Annotated in this window: 21 protein-coding genes and 4 tRNA genes; 10 read left to right on the plus strand and 15 right to left on the minus strand. The window is 50.6% G+C overall.

The window, feature by feature from the left end; genetic code table 11:
* Window positions 1–59: 59 nt before the first annotated feature.
* Window positions 60–136: transfer RNA gene (locus tag PsW64_RS24370), tRNA-Asp, on the minus strand.
* Window positions 137–516: 380 nt separating this feature from the next.
* Between PsW64_RS24370 and PsW64_RS24375 the strand changes: the two genes are divergently transcribed.
* The 3 genes from PsW64_RS24375 (at window position 517) to PsW64_RS24385 (ending at window position 4646) form a co-directional block, all read left to right on the plus strand.
* Entirely contained in the window at window positions 517–1635 is a 1119-nt protein-coding gene (locus PsW64_RS24375) for a peptidoglycan-binding domain-containing protein (protein ID WP_063305300.1), read from the plus strand.
* 182 nt (window positions 1636–1817) lie between these two features.
* On the plus strand, window positions 1818–3086 hold the full coding sequence (locus PsW64_RS24380; protein WP_063305301.1) for a hypothetical protein: 1269 nt from the start codon (window positions 1818–1820) through the stop codon (window positions 3084–3086).
* A gap of 381 nt (window positions 3087–3467) precedes the next feature.
* Window positions 3468–4646: a peptidoglycan-binding domain-containing protein gene (locus tag PsW64_RS24385; RefSeq protein ID WP_193757857.1), complete on the plus strand. Its 1179-nt coding sequence runs from the start codon at window positions 3468–3470 to the stop codon at window positions 4644–4646.
* A gap of 100 nt (window positions 4647–4746) precedes the next feature.
* Here PsW64_RS24385 and PsW64_RS28365 read toward each other — a convergent pair whose 3' ends face one another.
* Window positions 4747–4869, minus strand: coding sequence for a hypothetical protein (locus PsW64_RS28365; RefSeq protein WP_275078095.1), 123 nt, complete (start codon window positions 4867–4869; stop codon window positions 4747–4749).
* Between the two features lie 282 nt (window positions 4870–5151).
* Between PsW64_RS28365 and PsW64_RS24390 the strand changes: the two genes are divergently transcribed.
* A complete protein-coding gene (locus PsW64_RS24390; protein ID WP_063305303.1) occupies window positions 5152–6369 on the plus strand; it encodes a peptidoglycan-binding domain-containing protein in 1218 nt (405 codons plus the stop codon).
* Window positions 6370–6461: 92 nt separating this feature from the next.
* Here the strand turns inward: PsW64_RS24390 and PsW64_RS24395 are convergent, their stop codons facing one another.
* The 11 genes from PsW64_RS24395 to PsW64_RS24455 form a co-directional block, all read right to left on the minus strand.
* The gene (locus tag PsW64_RS24395) at window positions 6462–6944 is read right to left on the minus strand and encodes a hypothetical protein (RefSeq protein WP_057461782.1); all 483 of its coding nucleotides are present in this window, start codon (window positions 6942–6944) and stop codon (window positions 6462–6464) included.
* Window positions 6945–7374: 430 nt separating this feature from the next.
* A tRNA-Val gene (locus PsW64_RS24400) sits at window positions 7375–7450 on the minus strand.
* A gap of 32 nt (window positions 7451–7482) precedes the next feature.
* Window positions 7483–7558, minus strand: a tRNA-Val gene (locus PsW64_RS24405).
* A 256-nt stretch (window positions 7559–7814) separates the two neighbouring features.
* A complete protein-coding gene (locus PsW64_RS24415) occupies window positions 7815–8090 on the minus strand; it encodes an HU family DNA-binding protein (protein WP_008546789.1) in 276 nt (91 codons plus the stop codon).
* A gap of 191 nt (window positions 8091–8281) precedes the next feature.
* Window positions 8282–10711 (minus strand): endopeptidase La, encoded by a 2430-nt coding sequence (lon, locus tag PsW64_RS24420; RefSeq protein WP_063289030.1) that lies wholly within the window; start codon window positions 10709–10711, stop codon window positions 8282–8284.
* 460 nt (window positions 10712–11171) lie between these two features.
* A complete protein-coding gene (gene clpX, locus PsW64_RS24430; protein WP_057461785.1) occupies window positions 11172–12437 on the minus strand; it encodes an ATP-dependent Clp protease ATP-binding subunit ClpX in 1266 nt (421 codons plus the stop codon).
* A 257-nt stretch (window positions 12438–12694) separates the two neighbouring features.
* Entirely contained in the window at window positions 12695–13330 is a 636-nt protein-coding gene (gene clpP / locus PsW64_RS24435; protein ID WP_063289033.1) for an ATP-dependent Clp endopeptidase proteolytic subunit ClpP, read from the minus strand.
* A 348-nt stretch (window positions 13331–13678) separates the two neighbouring features.
* A complete protein-coding gene (gene tig / locus PsW64_RS24440; protein WP_063292446.1) occupies window positions 13679–15025 on the minus strand; it encodes a trigger factor in 1347 nt (448 codons plus the stop codon).
* A gap of 233 nt (window positions 15026–15258) precedes the next feature.
* Window positions 15259–15341, minus strand: a tRNA-Leu gene (locus PsW64_RS24445).
* 201 nt (window positions 15342–15542) lie between these two features.
* On the minus strand, window positions 15543–15902 hold the full coding sequence (locus tag PsW64_RS24450) for a hypothetical protein (protein WP_063305306.1): 360 nt from the start codon (window positions 15900–15902) through the stop codon (window positions 15543–15545).
* A 199-nt stretch (window positions 15903–16101) separates the two neighbouring features.
* Window positions 16102–17622: an NAD(P)H-hydrate dehydratase gene (locus tag PsW64_RS24455; protein WP_244277357.1), complete on the minus strand. Its 1521-nt coding sequence runs from the start codon at window positions 17620–17622 to the stop codon at window positions 16102–16104.
* A gap of 210 nt (window positions 17623–17832) precedes the next feature.
* Between PsW64_RS24455 and PsW64_RS24460 the strand changes: the two genes are divergently transcribed.
* The 3 genes from PsW64_RS24460 to PsW64_RS24470 all read left to right on the plus strand — a co-directional run bounded on the left by PsW64_RS24460 (window position 17833) and on the right by PsW64_RS24470 (window position 21220).
* Complete coding sequence (locus tag PsW64_RS24460; RefSeq protein WP_208860435.1) at window positions 17833–18282, plus strand: type III secretion system chaperone; 450 nt, start codon at window positions 17833–17835, stop codon at window positions 18280–18282.
* A gap of 130 nt (window positions 18283–18412) precedes the next feature.
* A complete protein-coding gene (locus tag PsW64_RS24465) occupies window positions 18413–19585 on the plus strand; it encodes a protein kinase domain-containing protein (protein WP_208981007.1) in 1173 nt (390 codons plus the stop codon).
* 171 nt (window positions 19586–19756) lie between these two features.
* Complete coding sequence (locus PsW64_RS24470; RefSeq protein ID WP_063305309.1) at window positions 19757–21220, plus strand: protein kinase domain-containing protein; 1464 nt, start codon at window positions 19757–19759, stop codon at window positions 21218–21220.
* 29 nt (window positions 21221–21249) lie between these two features.
* Here the strand turns inward: PsW64_RS24470 and PsW64_RS24475 are convergent, their stop codons facing one another.
* On the minus strand, window positions 21250–21702 hold the full coding sequence (locus tag PsW64_RS24475; protein WP_208981008.1) for a VOC family protein: 453 nt from the start codon (window positions 21700–21702) through the stop codon (window positions 21250–21252).
* A 403-nt stretch (window positions 21703–22105) separates the two neighbouring features.
* Between PsW64_RS24475 and PsW64_RS24480 the strand changes: the two genes are divergently transcribed.
* Both PsW64_RS24480 and glnA read left to right on the plus strand, forming a co-directional pair.
* Window positions 22106–22444 (plus strand): P-II family nitrogen regulator, encoded by a 339-nt coding sequence (locus PsW64_RS24480; protein ID WP_057461792.1) that lies wholly within the window; start codon window positions 22106–22108, stop codon window positions 22442–22444.
* Between the two features lie 198 nt (window positions 22445–22642).
* On the plus strand, window positions 22643–24052 hold the full coding sequence (glnA, locus tag PsW64_RS24485; RefSeq protein WP_063305311.1) for a type I glutamate--ammonia ligase: 1410 nt from the start codon (window positions 22643–22645) through the stop codon (window positions 24050–24052).
* A 202-nt stretch (window positions 24053–24254) separates the two neighbouring features.
* On the opposite strand, the gene PsW64_RS24490 is transcribed toward glnA, so the two are convergent.
* Window positions 24255–24851, minus strand: coding sequence for a YceI family protein (locus PsW64_RS24490; RefSeq protein WP_063289040.1), 597 nt, complete (start codon window positions 24849–24851; stop codon window positions 24255–24257).
* 167 nt (window positions 24852–25018) lie between these two features.
* Here PsW64_RS24490 and PsW64_RS24495 point away from each other — a divergent pair, with 167 nt between their 5' ends.
* Complete coding sequence (locus PsW64_RS24495) at window positions 25019–25444, plus strand: MarR family winged helix-turn-helix transcriptional regulator (protein WP_063289041.1); 426 nt, start codon at window positions 25019–25021, stop codon at window positions 25442–25444.
* The last annotated feature ends 636 nt before the right edge of the window (window positions 25445–26080 follow it).

Below are 26080 nucleotides of genomic sequence, written 5' to 3' on the forward strand. Positions count from 1 at the left end.
CAATCCAAACTACCTTCAACAACACTTTGCTTTCCTGCACCACTCTCCCTAAGGAAAAATGGCGCGAGTGACGGGACTCGAACCCGCGACCTCCGGCGTGACAGGCCGGCACTCTAACCAACTGAGCTACACCCGCTTGGGTCAGCAACGTTGTGTCGTTGTTGGTGGCGCTGATTTACGGCGGGGGCGGGTCCAAGTCAAGCGAAGTTGGATCGACTTTGCGAGTTTTTCCTGAATAACTTGTTTTCACTGTGAAAATTGGCCTCGAAATGCGTTCAGATGTGGAAAACAGGACTGCATATCACCCATTTTATCCCCTTCTGGACTCAAGGACTTTTTGGCTAGCCCTGAAAAATATCTTGTTCGCCATCAATGAAAATTTGAAAACCGCCTCAAAAAAGTCAAATCTCGTAATTCTACTTAGCTTGGGGCGGCTCCTGCGATTAACTCAGGAACAATCATCTCAATCAAAATACAAAAAAGTCGACAGTCCATTTCATTTCAAGGACCGGTTTTATGGGCACATTTTTCAAAGCGCTTGCTCTTGCAGCAACAGCAGCTGTCGCAATCCCCTCATCCACCCAGGCTGATACGGGGGACTTCATCATCGGGCTTGGTGTAAGAGCGATCGGAAACACGATCATTGATCACACCGCAGCTCAACAACCAACCCCGCATGTCGTCACCGCTCAATCGCAGCAGGCGCGCAGCATTCCCCGCATCCCAACTCAGCAAACAGTGGCTCTCAGCCGCATTCAGTTGAAAGACGTCCAGTATCGCCTGAACTTGCTGGGCTACAACGCCGGTTTCCCTGACGGCGTAGCTGGTAAGCGCACCTTGCGCGCAATAGGCAGGTTTCAAAGCACCCTTGGTTACGTGGCAACCGGGCGGCTCACACAGTCTCAATTAGAAGAGCTTTACACCCGCACGCAAAAGAAGCGCTATCAGAAGACCCAGATCGATCAGGCGCAGCCAACACCAGCTCAACCACCTCTGCCCCAATCCAATCCCGGTGGGTACTCTGAGGCAGAAAAAGCAACGGTCAGAATCCCAAAAGAAAACAAGCTTGCTCTGGACCCTAAAAATCCACCCAACATTTACGGACTGATCACTGGCATGCGCAGTGACGAAACCGCAGGCTTTCTAAAAACAGAAGGCTATGAAGAGTGTGTAGAGACAACCGGACTGACCATCTGCAAGAAAGCGACCAAAAACCTCGAAGAAACTGTCAGCGTCAATAAGGTTGGAAACGTCATCTATGGAGTGAGCCGCACTGTAACATTCAAGACCGCCGCCCCAAGATCTGCAGTCCTTACAAAGCTAGCAGAGGCCTACCCAAACCTCACCCGCTTCAAAAAGATGGCAACATCCAGCTCTAAAACCTGCTTGGAGCAATACGCAGGCGATGGAAGCAGCTTGTTAGCACCAATAGACGCCAACCCATCCGACCCTGAAACGCTTCTGACGCTCACCGAAAACTGCCGCAACTTCTACGCCATAGAACTGGAAGGCACTCGCAACCTCAAATCCATGCGTATCACCCTCTACGACGGCCACCCAATTCAACAAGCAGAGGAAGAGCAAACCGGTATCTTCCAAAGTAAATCCGAAGCCGCAGATGAGCTGAAGTTCTGAACTCCATCCTCCGTTGTATTGGCCTCATACCTCCCGAGGCCAATACAGCAGATCACTCCAAGCTCCATCGTAAGGATTACCTCCCCACAACCGAGAGATTATTCCTGCTGCATACACAGTTAAAGTAGCCTCAAAAATGCATTTCTGCTCACCCGCAATTTTGTCCTTTTGGGAGCTCCAAAATGTTGAGAGTAAAAGCACTGGCTCTGCTGCTGGCCGCACTGTGTCTGATCACCACCCCCGCCCTTTCTGAGAAACTATACAAGCTCAAAGAATTTAAACCTGACGTCTCATATACAGCAGCCTCATACTCCGTTTCGTTCCTCGCCAAAGAAATCGAAGCAGCAAGCTACGATGCCAATGGACATCTGGGGTACATCCTCGTCGCATCAGATTCAGCAGATAACCTCGTCATCTCTACATGGCAGTCCAATGTTGAAATACCAAAAGATTTTATCGACCGGGGCAAAGCTCGCAGCGTATCCATTGCAAAGATCGACAACACCCACTTCATCACGCCCGTCATTGACGGTAGCAACAAGCTCAGAGTCATTCTCTGGAAGATTACAGGAAACGGGACCATCACATATCGTGGCTTTCGCTCCGGCCCGGAAGTTACAGAAGTCACTTCTGCAAGTTCTGGCTCTGCTGCTATGGTCGTCGCTCAACGAAAGAACGGCACCTTGTTTGCACAAGCCTTCAAATTGAAGCAAGCAGAAGACATCCCAACTGAAAAAGCACTCGACCGTCGCGGCATATACAATTTTACCGGCTCAGCCAGCCAACTCACCATGAGCGACGGAACTGCAAACCTCCTCGCCTTCCGTGATGAGGATGGAAAACTGCGAGTTACTCGCCTTCGCAAACGTCAGAACGCATCTGTGATCGAACGCGGCCCAACACTTGTAAGCATGGGCCAAATCCAGAAAGCTGCAATTACCGCTGCCGATGGCACTCCAAATGGCCGATGGATCACCCTATCAACAAGCAAAGGCCCCAGCGAGTTCAAAACAGGGCATCGATGCTTAGGTCAGACCATACATAAAGAACCCCATGGACGTGGCAAGCTAATCGAATGGGATATTGGAACCGACGGCACCCAGTACCTCCGTCGAGGAGCTGACCGTGAGTTTCAGGGCAGCGGAGGCGTCGCAAAGGAAGTCGCCGTAGAAGTAATCAGCAATGGCAACTATCTGGTCAGCAGCCACCTGGGCTTTGACACCTTCTGCAAACGAAACCCGAAGAACCGCGGCAAACAGCGAATGGAGGTCCACCTATGGGATCACGCTGGCACCACCTATGACAAAGACGCCTCAGGTCGCATCAACGGCAAATACTACGACGTCGCCTTAGCTGAGTTTCATCCTATCCAAAACTACGATGCAAACTTCGTCGTAGCCCTCATCGGCGAAAACCAACAGGTCAAGCTGTCCATCTGGGGTGTGAAGTAACTCAACCCCGATCCATCAAAACAGATCAAGCATCTCAAGACAGAAAAGGCAGCCTCCCATCGGAAGCTACCTTTTCTACATCAGCCAAACCTCAGATATCTGCTTCAGCATCATTTCTAAGGTCCGATACCTTAAATCATTGCCTGAAACGCACCCACTCACATGAAATGCATTCACCTCAAGCCGACGTAAAACAACAGATACGCTTCAATTATGACCGATATCTTCGAGATATCAGCAATAAGATTTCGCAACTTAAGAGTGAAATAATTAATTTATTTCAACTTACATTTTTTAGAGTTTGAGATAAATTTGCTGCAAGCGGATCTTTCCCGTCTTTCTTTTGATTTTATAAGTGTGCAAGGCAACAAAATGCGCAAAATGACTAAGCTTACTTCTGCTCTCTGCCTCTCTTTAGCAATCAGCACCACCGCCGCCCGTGCAGGCTCCGAGGATTTCATCTTCGGCCTCGGTGCAGGCATTATTGGTAGCGCTATTGTAAACGGTGCCAAAAAGAACGCGCCAGCTCAGACGCAGAAACGAACAACACGGAAAAGAAGTAGTTTTTCAGCTGAGACACAGGACATCCAGTTACGCCTGAGCATGCTGGGCTTTGATGTGGGCACACCAGACGGCGTATCAGGCCGCCGCACACGCAACGCCATACGCCAATTCCAAATTTCCATCGGTGCTTATGCAAATGGTAAGCTCGATAACAGACAAATTGCCAAGCTCTATGAACTGACAACACCACAACAGCCAGCAACGCCAACACCTGTCGCAACCTCCACACCAGCACCTGTGGCGGTCGTTGCCCCAGCGCCGGTGATAGCAGCACCAGTTGCAACAGCCGCTCCGTCACAGCAAATCAACATCACAATACCCGTTACGCCCGGCACAAACACAGCCAACAACGCCCAGGTCGTGAATGTCACTCCGAACGTGTCATCAAAGAACGAAACACAAGTCGCAGTGACCTCCTCCAAACGCCTCGCTCTTGACCCAGCCAACCTTCCGTCAATTCACGGTCTGACCGTTGAACGCTTTGAGCATGACGTGCAAGGCCTGCTGGAAAAAGTCGGGTATCAGGGGTGCACAGTTAATGAAACGAAGACCGTGTGCTCACTTGAGAAAGACACTCTCTCTGAAACCGTAAGTGTGCTTACTCAGGATGAAAACATCTACGGCCTGCAACGTGAAGTCAGCTTCAAAAACCCGGCTCCCCGCGCTGCAATCATGGGCAAGCTGCTGGATGCCTATCCGGTGCTCACGCATTTTGAGAATATGACCGCCACACAGGATAAAACCTGTCGCATTACTTATGTCAACAACAGCGGCGAGCTCCTGAAGCAGGCTCTGGAGAAACCATCCAACGCAGAAGCGCTGCGCCAGCTGTCAGACAACTGCAATGACTACCACAGCCTGGAAGTCTTTGGAGAAGACACTGTGAGTGGCATACGCCTCGTGTTTTACAGCAGCAAGCCAATCAAGGATGCGATTGAAAACCGCAAGGGTGCGTTCCAGATTTCCTCAAAGCCAGCACAAGACCTGACCTTCTAATGCTCCATCTAAGCTGAGCACCAATACGACACAAGCCAAACAAAAAAGGCAGCTTCCTCAGGGAAGCTGCCTTTTATTTTGCATCAAAGCTTTAAGAAGCTCACCAGTCATGGCGAATGCGTACGATCAGGGCGGTCATAAGGCCAAAGAACGCTGGAAGACCAGCATGTTCCAAACCAAACCAGGAGCAGCCAACAAGCGTCTCCTTTTGTAGGCCTTTCAAAAGTTCCACAAACAAGAAACATCGGCCCTCTGCACAACAGCATTAGAAGCTCCTCAAGATCTGATTTCACAATTGCGTGTCAAATCAGCCCTTCGGGGAGTTTCTTGCGTTTGGATTGGCCCTCCTCCTGCAGCACTCACTAGGCATTCACTGCTCTGCCAATATTCGAGTCACTTGCGGCACACCCAACGCGGCCACGAACGCTTAAGACAAAAACTGAAAACCAAATCATGCAGCTGCAAAGCAAAGCATGCCTTACCAAGAAGAATGAGGGATTCTGCGATGAAAACTGCCACAAAATTTCTACTGGCTACGACAACAAGCTTGTGCCTGCTGACCACGCAGTCAAACGCCAGTGAGGAAGATTTTCTGCTCGGTCTTGGCCTCGGCGTTGCGGGCGCAATTGTGGCAGATGAAGCGATCAGCGATGACGTCTACGTGGAGGAGGTCTATATAGAGGAGGTCTATATAAACGAACCAGACCTCTATGTTGATGACAACGGAGATATCTATGTCGACGACTACGATGACTTCTATGAGGAGGATATTTACGTAGACGAAATCTATGTAGAGGACGTTTATATAGAAGTGCCGCAGGTTGTAATCCCTCAGGCCACTCCCCGTCACCAACCCGCACAGACCCAAACACGCAAGCCATCCCAAAACCAACGCAAGGTCGGTTCACCTCAAACTCGTGGTATTCAGGTTCGTTTGAATAGTCTTGGATACAACGCAGGGAAACCCGATGGCATTCCGGGCAAAAACACACGCAATGCGATCTCCCGCTTCCAAACCTCCCTCAATCATCCCGCCACAGGAAAACTAACTAACGTAGAGATTGCTGCTCTGGTTGAAAAAACTTCGAACCTCAACTCGAAAAAACAGCCCCAGAAAACTGACCAGTCTGCGAAAGAAGCAAGAAAAAAAGATCCAGTGAAGACCGCTGGAAAAATGCCAAGCATTCACGGGATGACCACAGGCGCTCCATTTGCCGGAACAGCAGAAAATCTGACAAAGAAAGGCTATTCCAACTGCCAGATTAAAACTGGCACTGTGAGCTGTACCCGCACAACAAAAAGTTTGAAAGATCAGATCACCGTCGGTTCAATTGACGGATCTGTCTATGCAATCCAGCGTTCCGTTCATTTTATTGAACCTGTTCCGCGGAAAGAAATTGAACATAGAATAGCCTCTGCTTATCCAAATCTCATCAATCAAAACAACATGATCCAGGCAAGCTCAGCCCACTGTCTCACAAACTATCAGCAAAGCCCTTCATCTCTGGCTCTGTCAACACTGAAGACACCACGGGAAGTGCAGCAACTTTTAGCCGCAGCAAAGTCATGCTCTTACCTCTATGCAATCGAGATTGACGATAAAGACCCGGCGAGTAGATTGGATATTGTGCTTTATTCAGCCAAACCAATCCAGTCCGCCCTCCATAAGAAGACAGATATCTTCGGTGCAACGACCGAAAAAACCAAAGACTTGACCTTCTGACAACATCCTTGAAGCCAAAACTGGCTTAGACACAAAAAAGGCTCTGACATTTTCATATCAGAGCCTTTTCTTAGTTCAGCTTAAAACTGCCGTTACCAGCCGTGGCGAATACGCACGATCAGGGCGGTCATGAAGCCAAAGATCATGTGACCAACCAGAGACGCCCATGTCAGCTGAATGAAGCCGAGGAACGGAGGAAGACCAGCAAAGATGTGCGCCATGATGTAAAGCGCGAACACCCAAAGACCAACGCCATAGCAAAGACCAACAACCCACCATGGCAGCGGCGGAATGATCACACGTGCCAGCGGACGAGCAATATAAAGGTATCCGATAGGATAGAAGACGACGCCAACGACGGCGTGGATGACTTCAGCCCAGAAAAGGCTTCTGAAACCAAAGACCGACTGCACAAGTGCAGCTGGCTGTAGTGGACCACCAACCCAGAACGGCGTGATATAGCGCGCCCAGATCTCCCAGCTCACATCTGCAACGATGCCTGCCAGAAGGATGGTGACCAGAGTGTGCCACACAAGTGGCGGACAGATAGGGTGCTTATGACTTGAACCACTCATACGGCGCATGCCTCCACGTAGTTATACTTGATTGCCACGCGGAGTTAAAAACGATCTCAGTCATGCAAGCTGTTATCTACGGCACACTTAGCAGCGCAATAACGGCTCTTAAGCAGGTCCTACACGATTGTTTCCAACCGAACACCAGGACTTCACTCATTTAAGGGCAAAGCAGCTCTCAAAAAGTTGACGAAATGAGAGCACGCTAAGCGAATAAGCTCCACAGGCTATTGCAGCAAGCTTAGCTATAAGATCCTGAGATCACCCTTTGGTTTTTGCTCAGATTAGCACCCTACCCTACAGCCTTGAGAAACCAATTGCCGAAACGCCGCCTTAAGCTTAACAGCGCCGTCCTCGGTAATTTTCAGGAGAGTAAACAACAAAAAAGCCTCCGCGGATCTCCGGGAGACTTGAAATCCTCAAAGAGGAATGGTGGGCGATGAGAGACTCGAACTCCCGACATCTTCGGTGTAAACGAAGCGCTCTACCAACTGAGCTAATCGCCCATCCTGGAGCGTTGAACATCCTCAAAAGAGAATGGTGGGCGATGAGAGACTCGAACTCCCGACATCTTCGGTGTAAACGAAGCGCTCTACCAACTGAGCTAATCGCCCCCGCAGGGTGGTACGCCGTGTGGCGTGGGGAGCTATTTAGCCGCCCTCCCTACCCTTGGCAAGGCCTGAGATTGAAAAAAACGACATTACCAGCAAAAAACTTGGAGCTGCCATCCATCCTGTGAATTACCTGATTAAACAAAGGCTTGTCGTCACAGTAAAAAACCGGCAACCCATCAGAAATGAGCGCATAAAAAAAGCCCCTGCCGCTCCAATGAACAACAGGGACTTTTAAACCCAAAACGAACAAGCCCAATTAGGCGTTGACCGCGTCCTTCAGGCCTTTACCAGCTTTAAATTTCGGCGTCTTGGAAGCCGGAATCTGAATGGTTTCGCCTGTGCGTGGATTACGGCCTTCAGTTGCCGCACGAGCGGAAACGGAAAAGTTGCCAAATCCGATGATCCGAACTTCATCGCCGCTCTTCAGGGTTTCAGTGATTGCTTCGAAAGATGCTTCTACTGCTTCGCCTGCCTGTGCTTTGGTCAAGCCAGTTTTTTCCGCAACGGCCCCGATCAGATCATTCTTGTTCATGACAGTCCCTTTCTAAAATAACGTGGGGAATGCTTTAGATTCGCGCTGCACTCCTGAATCGGACATTCGTGCGAAATTGCGTTCAAATCAAGCCGCGAACCGCAGAAAACGGCCATTTTCTGTGTAGTATCAACCAAAAAAAGCCCCGGAACTTGTCCGAGGCTTTTGTATCCACAAGCAGACGCTCTGGTTCAGTGTGCGACGACCCCTGAACCCTTGTCATCTTTGACCAGTGCTTCAGAGCTGGACTTTTCTTCCTCTTCGCTCCATTCGATGGCTTCAGGCATACGAACAAGAGCATGTTCAAGCACTTCGTCCATGCGAGCGACTGGAATAATTTCCAATTCATTCTTCACATTGTCAGGAATATCAGCCAGATCCTTCGCGTTATCCGCTGGGATCAGAACCTTCTTGATGCCACCACGAAGAGCAGCCAGAAGCTTCTCTTTCAGACCACCGATTGGTAGCACGCGGCCACGCAGTGTGATCTCACCTGTCATCGCCACATCACGACGAACCGGAATACCGGTCATCACGGAGATAACAGTTGTCGCCATGGCGATACCAGCAGATGGACCATCCTTTGGAGTAGCTCCTTCTGGAACGTGAACATGCAGTTCGCGCTTTTCGAAGAGCGGAGGCTCAATGCCGAAGTCTTCTGAACGGGAACGAACGTAAGAGGCAGCAGCCGAGATGGACTCTTTCATCACATCGCGCAGGTTGCCGGTTACGGTCATCTTGCCCTTACCTGGCATCATGACACCTTCAATGGTCAGCAACTCGCCGCCCACTTCAGTCCATGCCAGACCGGTGACAACACCAACCTGATCTTCATCTTCAACCTGACCGAAGCGGAAGCGAGGCACACCGAGGTATTCCTCAATCAGCTCTTCATCCACTTTGATGGTCTTCTTGTCGTTGACCAGAATGTCCTTCACAGCCTTACGGGCCAGAGTGCTCATCTCACGCTCAAGGTTACGCACACCAGCTTCACGGGTGTAAAGACGGATGGTCTTCTGCAAAGCGCCGTCAGACACTTCGAACTCACCATCCTTCAGACCGTGGTTCTTCACAGCCTTTGGCAACAGGTGACGACGGCAGATCTCGATCTTCTCATCTTCAGTGTAACCAGCAATACGGATGACCTCCATACGGTCCATCAGTGGACCCGGAATGTTCAGCGTATTGGCTGTGGTCACAAACATGACGTCGGATAGGTCGTATTCCACTTCGAGGTAGTGATCCATGAAGCTACCGTTCTGCTCAGGGTCAAGAACCTCAAGCAGAGCGGAAGACGGATCGCCACGGAAATCCATACCCATCTTGTCGATCTCATCGAGCAGGAACAGCGGGTTAGACTTCTTCGCTTTCTTCATGGACTGAATGACTTTACCCGGCATGGAGCCGATGTAAGTGCGGCGGTGACCGCGAATTTCAGCCTCATCACGCACGCCACCAAGAGACATGCGTACAAATTCACGTCCGGTTGCTTTCGCGATAGATTTACCAAGAGACGTTTTACCAACGCCTGGAGGGCCAACAAGACACAGGATAGGGCCGCGCAGCTTATTCGCGCGCTTCTGCACTGCAAGGTACTCCACAATGCGTTCCTTGACCTTCTCAAGGCCAAAGTGATCGGTATCCAGAACCTTCTCGGCAAGCGTCAGGTCATGCTTAACCTTGGACTTCCTGCTCCACGGAATGCCGATCAGCCAGTCAAGGTAGTTGCGAACCACAGTCGCTTCCGCAGACATCGGGCTCATCTGCTTGAGCTTCTTCAGCTCAGCATTCGCCTTCTCGCGAGCTTCCTTGGACAGCTTCGTCTTCGCAACGCGCTCTTCCAGCTCAGCAAGTTCATCACGGCCATCTTCACCATCGCCGAGTTCTTTCTGAATGGCCTTCATCTGCTCATTCAAATAGTACTCGCGCTGGGTTTTCTCCATCTGGCGCTTCACGCGGGAGCGGATGCGCTTTTCCACCTGCAGAACGGAGATCTCGCTCTCCATCATGCCCAGCACCTTCTCAAGGCGGTCGGTGACAGCCACAGTGCCAAGCAGTTCCTGCTTGTCCTGGATCTTCACAGCAAGGTGGGATGCAATGGTATCAGCAAGCTTCGAGAAGTCGTCAATCTGATTAACAGCGCCGAGAACCTCAGGAGACACCTTTTTGTTCAGCTTCACGTAGTTCTCGAACTCGGAAATCACTGAACGACCAAGAGCCTCGACCTCAACCTCGTCACCGCCAGCTTCATCAAGAATAACGGCTTCTGCTTCATAAAGGTCTTCGCGATCAGTGAACTTGCCGATTTCGGCACGTGCTCCACCTTCAACCAAAACTTTTACGGTGTTATCTGGCAGCTTCAGCAGCTGCAAAACTGTTGCAAGGGTACCGACTTTGTAAATCTGATCGGTATCCGGATCGTCATCCGCCTCGTTCATCTGGGTCGCAAGCAAAATCTGCTTGTCAGACTCCATCACCTCTTCCAGAGCACGGATCGATTTCTCGCGCCCTACAAACAGCGGCACGATCATATGAGGGAATACGACGATGTTGCGCAGTGGGAGAACAGGAAAAACAGAGTTTTCTGTCTCTTCTTCCGGGCGCATTTCATTGTCAGCCATCTCTATTCCTTTCAAATTGCAGCTTTCCAACGAAAGCTACGAAAAAGCGCAACATAAAAATCGACTAAGGCCCTTAGGGCACTCGTAGAATTTCGAGGGCCGAATTCACTCGCCCCAAAACGGGCACAAACAAATTCGCCAAGCTGCGAACTAGACCTATTAGGTGGAGACACCGCCTCCAAGTGTCAAGCACTCCGCTTCCAAGTCTTTCAGCGATCTGTTGATATTATAAGCTTTTTTCCTGTTATCAGGAGCGTATAACACCGTTTGATCGTCCTCACACTTAAGCTGGAACACCATCCTTCCCGGTCTTGGTTCGCATTTACGCAGAACACTCATACGCATCATCATGCTAGACACATGAGACAAAAAATGGGCGGCACTTTTTTCAAGAAGTTACCGCCCAAATTAAACTCAATACCCGTGAGCGAAGCCTACTGGCTCATCAGTCCCCATCGCCCTACGCGCTGGTTGCTGAATTCTCCGCACGATCCTCGTAAATGTACAAAGGACGCGCATCGCCGTCGACCACCTCACCGGAAATCACAACTTCCTTCACACCCTTAAGGCCAGGAAGCTCGTACATGGTTTCCAGCAGAATTGCTTCCAGAATAGAACGCAGTCCGCGAGCACCGGTCTTACGTTCAATCGCACGTCGGGCAACTGCCTTCAGAGCGTCTTCATGGAAGGTCAGCTCTACGTTTTCCATTTCGAACAAACGCTGGTACTGCGCAACAAGCGCATTCTTAGGTTCACTCAAGATGGACACCAAAGCGTCTTCATCCAGATCTTCAAGAGTTGCAATAACCGGCAAACGGCCAACAAACTCAGGAATAAGACCAAACTTCAGCAGATCTTCAGGCTCAAGCTCTGAGAACAACTCGCCGGTCTTGCGATCTTCGGGTGCAAGCACAGAAGCAGCAAAGCCGATAGAGGTTTTGCGACCACGGTCAGAAATGATCTTGTCCAGACCAGCAAATGCACCACCGCAGATAAACAGAATGTTTGTTGTATCTACCTGCAGGAATTCCTGCTGCGGATGCTTACGACCACCTTGCGGCGGAACAGAGGCAACAGTCCCTTCCATGATCTTCAGCAGTGCCTGCTGAACACCTTCACCAGAAACGTCACGGGTGATGGATGGGTTTTCTGCCTTGCGGGTAATTTTGTCCACCTCATCGATGTAGACAATCCCGCGCTGCGCACGCTCAACATTGTAGTCTGCGGACTGAAGCAGCTTCAGAATAATATTTTCAACGTCTTCGCCAACGTAACCCGCTTCAGTCAGCGTGGTTGCGTCAGCCATCGTAAACGGAACATCCAGAATTCGGGCGAGCGTTTGTGCCAGATGGGTTTTACCACATCCGGTAGGACCAACCAGAAGGATGTTGGACTTAGCAAGTTCAACATCGTTGTTCTTGGAAGCATGATTCAGGCGCTTGTAGTGGTTATGAACCGCTACAGACAGAACCTTTTTGGCTCGGCCCTGACCAATCACGTAATCATCAAGAACACCACGAATTTCCTGAGGTGTCGGAATCCCATCACGAGACTTCACAAGCGAAGATTTGTTTTCTTCGCGAATAATGTCCATGCAGAGTTCGACGCACTCATCGCAGATGAATACGGTCGGACCCGCAATCAGCTTACGGACCTCATGCTGGCTTTTTCCGCAAAACGAGCAGTAAAGCGTATTCTTGCTGTCGCTGCCGCTGGCTTTGCTCATGAGATATAACCCCGCATCGTTTCAAGGGACACAGCCCCTGTTAGAATTCTTAGTTCGACAGCGATACATTCGCCGCGACGTTCTACTGACTTATCGCGTTTTGTGTTCCGCTTCCAGAGGGAAGCTTTGGAAATCACTAATAGCCATTCTCTTATGCGATATTTGGCTCGCAATAATCAACATTCCTTTAAGCCTCGCACGCAAAGTTCATTCCCTGTTAAAAAAACTTGCGCGCGAGTTACTTTAAAAAACCGGCTTTAAGCTGGTTCGATAACGTTTAAGCTCTCACGATTTTCAATAACGTTATCAATCAGACCGAACTCTTTCGCCGCATCTGCACTCATAAAGTTATCACGTTCAAGCGCTTCTTCAACAGCGTCAAGAGTCTGACCTGTATGAGAAACATAGATCTCATTGAGGCGACGCTTCAGCTTCAGAATTTCCTGTGCATGCAGCATAATGTCTGCCGCCTGCCCGCGGAAACCACCGGAAGGCTGGTGAACCATGACGCGGCTGTTAGGCAAAGAAAAGCGCATACCCTTTTCACCAGCAGCCAAAAGCAGGGAACCCATGCTTGCAGCCTGACCGATACAAAGAGTTGAAATCTTCGGACGGATAAACTGCATAGTGTCATAAATAGCAAGACCACTGGTCACAACACCACCCGGGGAATTGATATAAAGTGCAATTTCTTTGTTCGGGTTTTCCGCTTCCAGATAAAGCAACTGGGAACACACCAGTGTAGCCACAGTATCTTCCACAGGACCAGTCAGGAAGATAATACGTTCCTTCAACAACCTTGAGAAGATATCATAGGCCCGCTCACCCCGGTTGGTTTGCTCTACAACCATTGGCACCAGGCTGTTCGTGAAATACTCAACAGGATCGGTCATGCGTCATCCATTTTAAATATGCAGAAAGCTTCGTGAAGCTCGGTAACTTATCCGGCATTCCGGTAAGCCTGCAAGAAACTTATGTCGAAAAAAGCGCCACGCCCACCCACGGGATGTCGCCCTTGTCTTAAAGGCACTTGCCAAAAGGTAAAGCCACAAGGTTTATGGAGTGTTTCCATAAGACCCGATAGTCTTATCCCAATTATAAGGGAGCTTAAAGACCACATTGGGCCTATGCACTTAAGACGGCTTCAGATATTTCGGCTTTCCACCTCAAAATTCAAGATGTCAAAAAAGAAAAAGGGGGCACAAGGCCCCCTTTCCGAAATTCTTGGGTAATCCCAACAATTATGCTTCGTCTTCGTCCTGAGCCATCAGCTCTTCTTTAGACACAACTTTGTCGGAAACTTTCGCGAGTTCCAGAATGTAGTCCACAACCTTCTCTTCGTAGATTGGGGCACGCAGGGAAGCGAGAGCCTGTTCGTTGTTCTTGTAGAATTCGAACACCTGCTGTTCCTGACCTGGGAACTGACGAACGCGGTCGAACAGAGCCTTCTGAACTTCTTCGTCGGTAACCTGAACTTTGTTCTGCTCACCAACTTCAGAAAGAACCAGACCGAGACGTACACGGCGCTCAGAGATCTTGCGGTATTCAGCTTTAGCTTCGTCTTCGGTTGTTTCTTCATCTTCGAAGGTTTTACCGGACTGCTGCATGTCAGCTTCAACCTGCTTCCAGACACCGTCAAATTCTGTTTCCAGAAGTTTCTCAGGCAGCTCGAAGGAGTACTCTTCGTCCAGCTTGTCCAGCAGAGCGCGCTTTACTTTCTGACGGGTAGCTGCACCGAACTGGCTTTCAATCTGGCCACGAACGATTTCTTTCAGCTTCTCAAGGGATTCAAGACCCAGCTTGGTTGCCATTTCATCATCAATGGAAACTTCGCCAGCAGCTTCAATGCCTTTAACGTCGATGTCGAAGGTAACTGCGCGACCAGCAAGGTTTGCTGCGCCGTATTCTTCAGGGAAGGTCACGTCGATGACTTTTTTGTCACCGATTTTCAGGCCAACGATCTGCTCTTCAAAGCCAGGAATGAACTGACCAGAACCCAGAACCAGCTGACCGTTCTCATCTTCACCACCTTCAAATGGCTCGCCGTCAAGCTTGCCGAGGTAATGCATGGTAACGCGGTCACCGTCTTCAGCAGCAGCACCTTCTTCGCGCGCTTCAAATGGACGGTTGCTTTCTGCGATCTGCTTAACCTGCTCGTCAACTTCGTCTTCAGAAATTTCAACGATTGGGCGTTCAAGTTCAATCGCAGAGAAGTCTACGATGTCGAACTGTGGCAGAACTTCATAGGAGATGGTGTAAGCGAGATCTGCTTCACCAGCCAAAACTTTCTCAGCATCATCGTCAGAAAGATCGATTTCTGGCTGAAGAGCAGGCTTTTCTTTGCGCTCTTCAATGGTCTTAGCAGTGGTTTCGTTGATCAGGTTACCGATCAGCTCACCCATTGCCTGACGGCCATGAACTTTTTTGAGATGAGAAACTGGAACTTTACCCGGACGGAAGCCGTTAATGTTTACCTTTGACTTCATGTCATTAAGATATTCATCGAGGCGGGTCGCCAGATCCGTCGCCGGGATAACGACTTTGAGTTCGCGCTTTAGGCCCTCGGCCAGGGTTTCTGATACCTGCATGGTCTTTGCTTCGTCCTTGATTTAGGACGCGTACCGACAAACCAATATGGTTTGTCCCAGCACGGTAAACATAACACCAATTTCGAAGGGGGGAAAACGCTTCGGGAGAAAATCCCTCAGCTCTTATCCGCCTGACGAAAAGGTGAGCATAAACCGAACCTCGACAACGCCCTCAACTTTTCCGTTTCCGATAAGCTACGGTCGTTTATTTATGCACCGTATCACCGGGGATATGGTGCGGCTGGAGGGACTCGAACCCCCACGGTCTCCCGCTAGAACCTAAATCTAGTGCGTCTACCAATTTCGCCACAGCCGCGTTGGAGGGGTAGCTAAATGGGAACCTAAGAGAAGTCAACCACCTAATACGCTGTTTATGCCCAGTTCTCGGTTTTCCACGCCATTTCTACCTATGAAACTGTGCATTACGACAATCCGGGGCTAATTTCTCAAGCAGGAGATCGCATCACATCCTTTTTCTTATCTGGCTCGTGCATTGCCAGCCAGCAAGCCACTCCGCTCACTCACAAAGTGGCGTTAGAACCCGCTGCATAAAAGCCACGCCTTTTTCGGTCAGATACAACTCCCGGCGGCGACCATCCGTTTTATCCGCCTCAACACGGACATAGTTATGTCCGCCACGCACATCCTTGTGCCCTTCGCACCAGTAATAGATGTTGCGGGTCGCGGTTCCTGATTGGTAACCAATCTTCTTTTGAAGGCCATGAGGATGGATCGTCACCCCCTCCTCCTGATGAACGGCAATTTCAAGCAATGTCAAAACCGTTGAGACCTGCATTTTAGCGTCATGGTCTTTAAACGGTGCCAGCGCCTCGATAATCTGGCGGAGTGCTGCAGAGTGCTGTGTCGTCTTGCTCATAAGAATATCCGTAATATCGTCCCGAAGGCGAAGACGATCACACGTTTTACGCGCAACCCTCTCCCTTCTCTCGTCTGCCTATCGCATTGCTTGTCTCACTAAATGATACGCATGACGTTTCGTAGATTAATTATCACAAATATTGATGATTCCCACCAGATATCTCAGAGGGTAAACCCATCCCTTGGGCGGGGAAGCTTTAAAAATCACCCAAAAATTGAACCAGCTCGGTGAGCACATCCGGAATATGCGAAACCAGATCTTCCGCAATAAGTCCGGCTCCGGCAATTTCAGCGGCCCGGCCATGCACCCAAACACCTTTCGCAGCGGCTTCATAACCACCGAGTCCTTGCGCCAGATATCCGGCAATCACACCCGCCAGCACATCACCAGACCCTGCTGTTGCAAGCCAGGGCGTGCCACTGGCATTGATGGACACATGACCCTCAGGGTCTGCAATCACCGTATCCGCCCCCTTCAACACAACCACAGCACCAGCCTGTTTCGCTGCCTTCTTGGTGCGCTCCACTTTGCAATCTGTGGACGTGGGATCATACAAATCAGGAAACAAACGCCGGAACTCACCCTCATGAGGTGTGAGCACAACACGCCCAGCGCAGTCAGAATCCGCAATGTAGGCAAACAAGTGCTCCGGCTTTTCCTCAAAGGACGAAAGCGCATCCGCATCCAGAACCACACCGCGCGCTCCGGAAAGGCACTCAGCAACCCGCTCCTGCGTCTCACGGCCAATACCCGCTGCCGGTCCGATCACCACGGAGTTGAGCCGCTCGTCTTCCAAAATACGCTCAAAGTCGGCAATACGTTCAGCCGGACGGATCATGATACTCGTCAGATGCGCGGCATGGACCAGAGCCGCCTGCTCCCGCGCCACCACAGTCACAAGCCCGCTGCCCGCCCGCTGTGCGCCCAGCGCCGCAAGACGGCTTGCACCAGTGGCAAACTTGGGACCACTCACAACAACAGTGTGCCCCCTGTTATATTTATGCCCTGCCACAGCTGGCTGATCGGGAAGATCTCCCCAAATCTTATCGCAGTTGTAAAAGGCGGTTGGCCCAACCTTCTCTAAGACATCGTCCTCCAGCCCGATCTGCTCAATAACGATCTCACCACAATGTCCCCGGCCCGGATAAAGGTAGTGCCCCGGCTTGGCGCGAAAAAACGTCACTGTCATATCTGCATGCACTGCCTCACCCAGCACAGCACCGCTGCGGCCACTTACACCGGAGGGCAGATCAACTGCGACACATTGCGCCGGACTGTCATTGATGTGCTGCACAAGCGCCAGAACTTCATCGTCCAGAGGTCGAGAGAGGCCCGCACCAAACAAAGCATCAACTACAACGTCGTCCTCACCCAGCTCTTCCAGCGCGGCCCGCATGTTATCCATTGAGGTTAAATCAAGATCCATCTCGTCATAGGCAAGCTCTGCATCGCCTTCGAGAGTTTCTGGATCACACACCAGCCCGACAGAAACATTAAAGCCCTCATTGTCCGCAAGCTGCGCAACAACAAAGCCGTCTCCGCCGTTGTTTCCGGGACCGCAGAACACAAGAACCCGCGAATAAGGATGCAGAATCTGGCGCATCACCTCAAACACAGCCTTGCCCGCATTATGCATCAACTCAATACCGGGAAAGCCACCCTCGATGGTCAGGCGATCTGCCTTCTTCATCTGCAATGGTGTCAATAACTCATGCATAAAGCTCTCCATTTCCCTATTCGTCAGGCTCTGAGAAATTTATTACCCATTATCCCTAAGAAATTGGTTCATCATTACCCAGCTGCCGCGACGTTTTTTCGATCACGAAAAATCACAAAACATAAGCTAGTGCTAAAAGGCACAGATTTAAGAGGCACTTCCTGAGTAAATGTTGATACCAGCGCACCACTTTGGGAAAACTACGAAAACATGCACGAGAGACGAGCCCACTACGACCAGCTAATGACTGCTTTCGCTCGACGTCTGGGTATGACCACCCAGCCTGATACTGGACTATTTCTTATTGAAGAAGCAAACGGAAGTCGTTGGTCGGTCGAACTCAATGAAAGCTCGGATCTCATTTATATAAGCACCAGCCTCCTTCTTGCAGAAGATAAAAACACATTGAAGGCGGCTTTGGAGCTCAATCAGGATGTGGACCTCCTTCGCGGAGCGTTCCTCGGACTGTCTCAATCTGGTGACTTGCAACTGAATGCTCAGGCCACACTCCGGTTCACAGATGACCTTGCACTGGAGAACACACTGGTCAACCTGATGCAAATTCGCGAGCAGGTATGCGCACGGCTTTCTGAAACGAAATCCACCCAAACCTCCAAAGCCGTAGAACCGGACTGGAGCACGACGTCTATTCGCCTGTAAAGGTCTCTCACCCATGCATTCCGTCAACTCTCCCAAGCATACTCCAGTTGATCAGAGCCAACTCCAAAACGACGTAAGTGCACAACAAAACTCTGCGCCAAAAAAATCAGAGAAGTTGGAAGCGCGCGGCGTGTCTGTTGAGACCCAAAAGGGCTCAACACCGCCAACAACAAGCAATACGAAGCCCCTCGACACCGCTTCAACTGAAACGCTCGCAAACCGGATAAAGCCACCGAGCCAAACCAGTTCAGAAAGTGTAACGCAGGAGGCAACCGCCCCTTTTGAAGCAGACCGCACCGCGCTTGAGCAAAACGCCAGGCGCCTTGGTGCTGGTGCCAATGGTGACGTTTATCTTGTCAATCAGGACGGCAAGTCCTTCGCATTTAAAGTCGCAAGCACCGAAGCCGGTTGGCACGCCCTGCAGCAAGAAGCACAGGTCTATGGCAAACTTGCCCAGATCGGCCCTCACGATAATATCGTCAAAAGCATGGGCATCGTCGAAGTTCAGGGCGTACAGGGCCTCGCCCTTGAGCATGTGGAAGGCTACGAAGCAGGCAAGCTCTTCACCACTGCCGAAAAGCTTTACACCGACAACAAGCTCAGCCACTCCCAGTACTGGGGCACCGTACAGTTCATTATGCGCGACGTTCTGAGCGGTGTGCACCATCTAGCGCAGGCAGGCATCAGCCACAGCGACATAAAGGGCGGTAACCTCCTTTATGACAAGGAAAGTCAAGCGATTAAAATCGTCGACTTTGGCAGCGCTGCAAAAATCGGCATTGATCCTGTCACTATTGGCACTCCGGACCATTCAGCTCCGGAAGCTCTTTTGTCTCTTCCACACAAAGATGGAGACAAACCACGCGCCAATGAGAAGCAGGACACCTTCGCCGTTGGTCAGATGACCTACCGCGCAGGTGAACATGCCGAGAATTTATTTGGTGCACAAAATACTGGTGAGCCAGCCGCGCTTGGCTTTGCAATGCATTCCAAACTTCGAGATATCGAGCGTCGCGGCGAGACCATTGAGTATCAGGCGCTCAATCAGGCCGATGACCCAGCCGTTGCAGGCACACCGGGCCATTTCGGCAAGGGCGGCGAAACCGCTTATGTTGAGTTCGTCAATATCTCAACCCTGCTGGACATCGATGTGCGTGGCACCGCAGAAGAGCTCCTGAAGACCAACTTCATCTCTGACCCTTTATGTCAGCCAGACGAAGCCCGTCAGGTGATCTCAGGCCTCATGACCAAGATGGAAGAAGACCACAAGGCAGAACTCGCAGCTCTCATGCAACAAACCTGATCTGCTCCTTGCAATGATAACCATCAGAAAGCCGGCCTCTTGGTCGGCTTTTTTGTTGCGCCCCTTCAGGGACATTTTAATCACATCTCTCCATTTCGATACACCTTAACAACATCGCCTCTGTTTACAGTGGAGTGAGCAAACGATCGCAAACAGCTCAAGACCTGTAACATGACAAAGTCGCCTCGCCCTCTTCAGAACCCGTCGAATGATCCATCAACTCAGGATGCCCAGATCAGCGCGTGGGCAGACAATGTCATAACCCTGCTGGGCCTGAGTGAGAGTTCAGCAGAAGACGGACAGACAGAACCAGATTTCGACCATCCCCACATGGCCGCCAGCAGCCGGTTCACCGTCAGCAACGTCGAAGAAATCAGCTCCTCAGAAGACGAGGAGAGCGATGACGAAGCAGAACCGGAGCGACCACCAACCGCTACAGCATCGCCCATCAGCCGCTTCGCAGTCAGTGATGTGGAAGAAGACAGCTCCTCAGAAGATGAGCAGAGCGAAGACGAAGCAGAGCCGGAGCAACCATCACCCACCACAGCATCACCTATCAGCCGCTTCGCAGTCAATGATGTCAATGAAAGCGAAGAAACAACGCCTGCAACAACACCTCTCCCCTCAGACAATCTCAAACGCGCCAAAAGACTGGGTGCAGGGTCTTATGGAGAAGTGAGTTTGTTCACGGACGAAGAAAGCGGAAAATCCATTGCGTTCAAGACCGCACGTTCACAAAAAGGCATCGAGGCCCTGCTAAAAGAAGCTAAGATCTACGGAAAACTGATGGCCGCAGGTCCTCATAAGAACGTGGTGCAGTGCTACGGAATGCACGAGATCGACGGCGAAACAGGCCTGGCCATGGAGTACGTGGAAGGCTGTGAGGCAGATGACCTTTTTGAGGGAGCAGAAGAACTCCTCCGCGAGAACAAGCTCAGCCACTCACAATACTGGGGTGCCCTTCAGTTCATGGCAAATGAAGTGATCGATGGTCTGAAGCACATCAACGTAGCAGGCCTCAGCCATAATGACATTAAGGGAGGCAACATCCTGTTCGACAAGAACAGCCAATCCCTAAAGATCGCCGATTTCGGTTTCTCAGGCACCGTTGGAGAAGATCCATTGGATATCGGCACTCCGGAGTATTCCAGTCCGGAAGCGATCGCCGCCGCCTTCGAAGATGAAGATAAGCGTGACCGGCTTGACGACAAACAAGACGGCTATGCTGTTGGACAAATGGTATTCGGAGCTGGTGAAGGCGAGTTCAATCTTTTAGGCGCTCCAGATTGCGACAACCCTTATGCGTTCGCCCTCCATATTGTGCGCAAACTGGGCAACTCCAAATCCCAAAACGCGCAAGCCGACGAGAAAGACAGCTCAGAAAAAGCTCTCAAGCCAACAGACGATCCTGACCTGGCCGGAGAGCCCGGCTATTACAACGAGAGTTACGAGTCTGAGTACACTCGCTTCGTCAACAACTCCATGCAGATTGATCCTAAGAAAAGAAGCAGCCTGGACGACATGCAGCAAAGCCAGTTTTTGCAGGACCCGCTCCTTCAGCCGGACGAAGCAAAAGAAGTTCTCGACTACATCATGCAGCAAAACATTTCTAAATCTGCATCAGATAAAAGCTAGCCTCACGCCGCCAGTACTCGTCAAAGCACTTACCTGTTGGACTTTGGCGGCTTTTTCTTTGGGGTTTTAGAATCCGTCCGCTCATCACTGGCAATCACCACATCCTGAGGCTGGGAAAGCTCAATCAGGTTGCCGTCAGGGTCGCGAATATAGACAGACAGGATCGGCGAGCTGGCACCGGTTCGAAACACCGGCCCCTCCACAATCGTCACGGAAGCAGCCCTCAACCGCGCAATGGCCGAATCCAGGCTCTCAACCAGAAAACAAAGGTCCGCCGTTCCCGGCATCTGTTCTTGCGCTATGGGAGAATGATCAACATCAACGGGTTGAAGATTGATCTTCTGTTGTCCAAAGTGCAGCGCCCTCCGCCCGCCTCCGAATACGATCTCCTTCATTCCCAGCACGTCCTGATAAAAACGACTAATACGCTCAACATCATGAACGGTAAGCACGACATGGTCGAGAGAAACCAACCTCATCACTCACTCCTTTAAACGCGCTCCTCAATACTGACTGCGAGCTTCCATAGGAACGCACAAAAACTGCAACAGCTTTTGCTGAACCAACCATAACCCTGCCTTGCACAAGGAACCAATACCTAGTTTCAGGCGAGATGAACAAAAGGTACACTGCCTGTTTTTTAACCATTATGCGCAGTGTTTGTGCACCAGATATATTTCAGATGCAGTTTCCCATTAGTATTGAGGGACCAAACTGCCCGTTTTTGCGGCTTTTTAAGAAAATTTCAAAACTGGCACGGTTTCTGCATTCATATTTCCGTAAGTTTTGAATCGCGAACTTTCTGCACACGCGCTGATCATTTTTATAGAGCATGCCAGATCAGCAGCGCACGCAGATACAAGACGAACTGAGAGTGTGACGACCATGAAGAAAATTGAGGCGATCATTAAGCCGTTCAAACTGGATGAAGTGAAAGAAGCACTTCAGGAGGTTGGTCTTCAGGGGATCACCGTTACCGAGGCAAAAGGATTTGGCCGCCAGAAGGGTCATACAGAACTCTATCGCGGCGCCGAGTACGTGGTGGATTTCTTGCCAAAGGTGAAGGTGGAAATCGTACTCAACGATGATCTTGTAGAAAAAGCTGTAGAAGCTATTCGCGATGCCGCACAGACCGGCCGCATTGGTGATGGTAAGATTTTTGTCTCCAGCATCGAAGAAGCAATCCGAATTCGTACCGGGGAGACGGGCGAAGACGCTGTTTAGCGCGTATCTTTGAAAAATGGAGACCGGTTTTCGGATAAAGATACGCACAGAAATGAACTTCGAGCGCCGCGCTCTAACTCAAAGTTTCACTAGGAAATCACGAAGACTGAATATTTGAGGGGCAACGATCCCACACGCTTGGTCTTCCAGTTTACAACACTGCGCCACGGGCGATTTTAATAAGAGGAATAGGAAGTTATGACAACCTCCGCTGATGTCTTGAAAGAAATCCAGGAAAAAGACGTAAAGTTCGTAGATCTTCGTTTTTCTGATCCGCGCGGCAAGCTGCAGCACGTCACCATGGATATCTCCCAGGTGCACGAAGACATGTTCGCTGAGGGCGTAGCATTTGACGGTTCTTCTATCGGTGGTTGGAAAGCAATCAACGAATCCGACATGATGCTGATGCCAGATCCGGAAACAGCTCATATCGACCCATTCTTCGCGCAGTCCACCATGTCCATCTTCTGTGACGTTCTCGACCCACGGACAGGCGAAGGTTACAACCGTGACCCACGCATGACAGCTAAGCGCGCTGAAGCCTATGTAAAAGCATGTGGCGCTGGTGACACTGTATATGTTGGCCCGGAAGCTGAATTCTTCATCTTCGACGACGTTCGCTTCGCAGCAGACCCATACAACACCGGCTTCAAACTGGATTGTTCCGAACTGCCATCCAACATGGACAGCGAGTACGAGTCCGGTAACCTCGGTCACCGTCCACGCACAAAAGGCGGCTACTTCCCGGTACCACCAATTGACAGTGCGCAGGACATCCGCTCTGAGATGTTGACCGTCATGTCCGACATGGGCGTTAAAGTTGAAAAGCACCACCACGAAGTGGCAGCTGCTCAGCACGAACTCGGCATGCAGTTCCAGACCCTGACAACTTGTGCTGACCATATGCAGATCTACAAGTACGTGGTTCACCAAGTTGCACACGCCTATGGCAAGTCCGCAACGTTCATGCCTAAGCCAGTCTTCGGCGACAACGGCACCGGCATGCATTGCCACTTCTCCTTATGGGAAGACGGCAAGCCAACCTTCGCTGGCAACCAGTATGCTGATCTTTCCGAGAACGCTCTGTACTTCATCGGCGGCATCTTAAAGCACGCGAAATCTCTGAACGCATTTACCAATGCGTCCACCAACTCCTACAAGCGTCTGGTACCGGGCTACGAGGCTCCGGTTCTTCTGGCATACTCTTCCCAGAACCGTTCTGCATCCTGCCGTATTCCATTCACATCTTCTCCAAAGGGCAAACGCGTTGAAGTTCGCTTCCCGGACCCTTCTGCAAACCCATACCTGGCGTTCGCTGCACAGTTGATGGCTGGCCTTGATGGCATCAAGAACAAGATCCATCCTGGTGATGCAATGGATAAGAACCTGTACGATTTGCCAGCAGAAGAACTCTCCGAGATCCCAACTGTTGCAGCATCTCTGCGTGAAGCTCTGGAATCCCTTGATGCAGACCGTGAGTACCTCAAAGCAGGCGGCGTATTCGACGACGACCAGATCGACGCATACATCGAACTGAAGATGGAAGAAGTCATGCGCACAGACATGACCCCTCACCCAGTTGAGTTCGACATGTACTACTCCGTCTAAGTTATGAAGGGACTGCTTTAACTCCAATGCACCTATGGCGTATCCATAAGACGAGCTTCGGCTCAAATCAGGATACGCCCTTCAAAAGCAGTCCTCTCATCTAGGCACAATAAAACCCCGGCTGGTCTCAGTCGGGGTTTTGCTTTTTCCATCACCCGGATCTCATCTGGCGATACAAACCTGCATCAGCAAAGCAGAGAGCTTACCAGCCGCCTTCTCTCATCTCCGCAGAGATCTCAAGACGCACCCGGTCACTGGTCAATGGCGCAAACTTGCCAACACCAAAGTCACTGCGCAAAATCGCTCCCTTACCCTCTACACCTATCCACTGCCCCTGATAGTAATCAAAGTAGCTTCCCAGCGGATGCGGGCCATTGTGTTTGAGCTGAAAGTCCAGTTCCACCGGATGCTTTTGGTCCCTGATGGTCAGATCCCCTACCAAGGTCACAGCTGTTGCTCCGGTTTGTTTGACGGATGTGGACACAAACGTGATCTCAGGAAATTTCTCCGCGTCAAAGAAGTCAGAGCCTTTCAGATGCTCATCCAGCGGCTCAACACCCGTATCCACGCTTGCCGGATCAATAGTCACACTGACTTTCGTTTCTTCAATCTTTGCCGGATCAAACTCCACTTCCCCGCCAACAACCTTCCACTCACCAGACTGCTCTGTCAGTCCCGCATGATTGTAGTAAAACCGAACCTCGGTATGGGTCGGATCAAATTTGTAGCTCGCGGCCTGCGCTGACGCTGTGAATGCAAGCGATGCCGCAACAACGGCGAATTTCGTGAAATGCCTCATGCTTTTCCTGCCTCATATCCCTGTTTGTCACATAAAAACTGCAGTTTCCTGCAAATACACACTCATTAACCTATTGATTTTTATTATGTTAATATATATGCATGTATATACATCTAAATGAATGAAAACCATTTTCAAGAGCGGAATGCGCAAATAACGAGGATGTGATGTCTGTCAGCAAAGAGTCAGTTTCTCTCTGGATCGCTCTCAACCGAGTGCAAAAGACCATCTACACCGATATCGAAGGCGCCTTCAAAGCAGAGCGTTTCCCCCCTCTCTCCTGGTATGACATCCTCTGGGAACTGGAGAACGCACCCGATGGCCTGAGGCAATTCGAGCTGGAGCAACGTGTCCTCTTTCAGCAGGCCAACCTCTCCCGTGTTATCCAGTCGCTTGCCAAGGCTCAGCTGGTCGAGAGCAAACCCGCCCTCAAGGACAAGCGCGGCAAGACCCTTTTCATCACCTCAAAGGGAAAAGATCTCCGCGCCCAGATGTGGCAAACCTATGAGCGCATGCTGGAAGAAAAACTCGATACAAAAATCAGCAAGGAAGGCGCGACCCAACTCGCAGCAGCCTTGAAGGCGCTAGTTTAGATTTTTTCATCGACCAGTGGGTCGCGACAGTAAACAATGGCTTTACGCGCAACACAGCGCCTCTACACAGCAACGCAAGAAAACACGAAAGAACGCAAACCAACGCACATTAGAGCGCAAAGAGGATATGTCATCACCACGTCACGAAACTGCGTTTAAGTGCAATGAGATTATCAGTATCTGACCGTGCTGATTAGACCCGCATACTCTTCAAAGGCGATCCTCTCGGATCGCCTTCTTTTTCGCGCTTTTTTGGAAAAATAGAGCGTCTTCACTAAGGCAGCACTAACTATTTTCTCCCCCATCCCTTGAAAGAAAACCCAAGCGTTCCTAAGTTAGGTACAGGTCAACAAAAGGAGAGCCAATGACTCCACCGGACCTGCATGTTGTACGGTTTTTATAAAGGCAATTCGGTACTTATGAAGACCCTCTGCAAGATGCTACAATATAGCAAGACTACAAAACGGCCTGAGCGACCGAGCGTCATCAGACGGTAAGCACGGATCGAACCCGGACGTACACGGGCGGAAATCATATCAAACGCCCCAGCATATAGCCTTGAAACGGTAAATCGCGGCGATCCGACTATAAAAGCAAAACCCCGTTTAGACCTTCGAGAAGGACGCGGGGTTTTCT

Source organism: Pseudovibrio sp. W64, from assembly GCF_001623145.1.
In the GTDB taxonomy this organism is placed as follows: Bacteria; Pseudomonadota; Alphaproteobacteria; order Rhizobiales; family Stappiaceae; genus Pseudovibrio.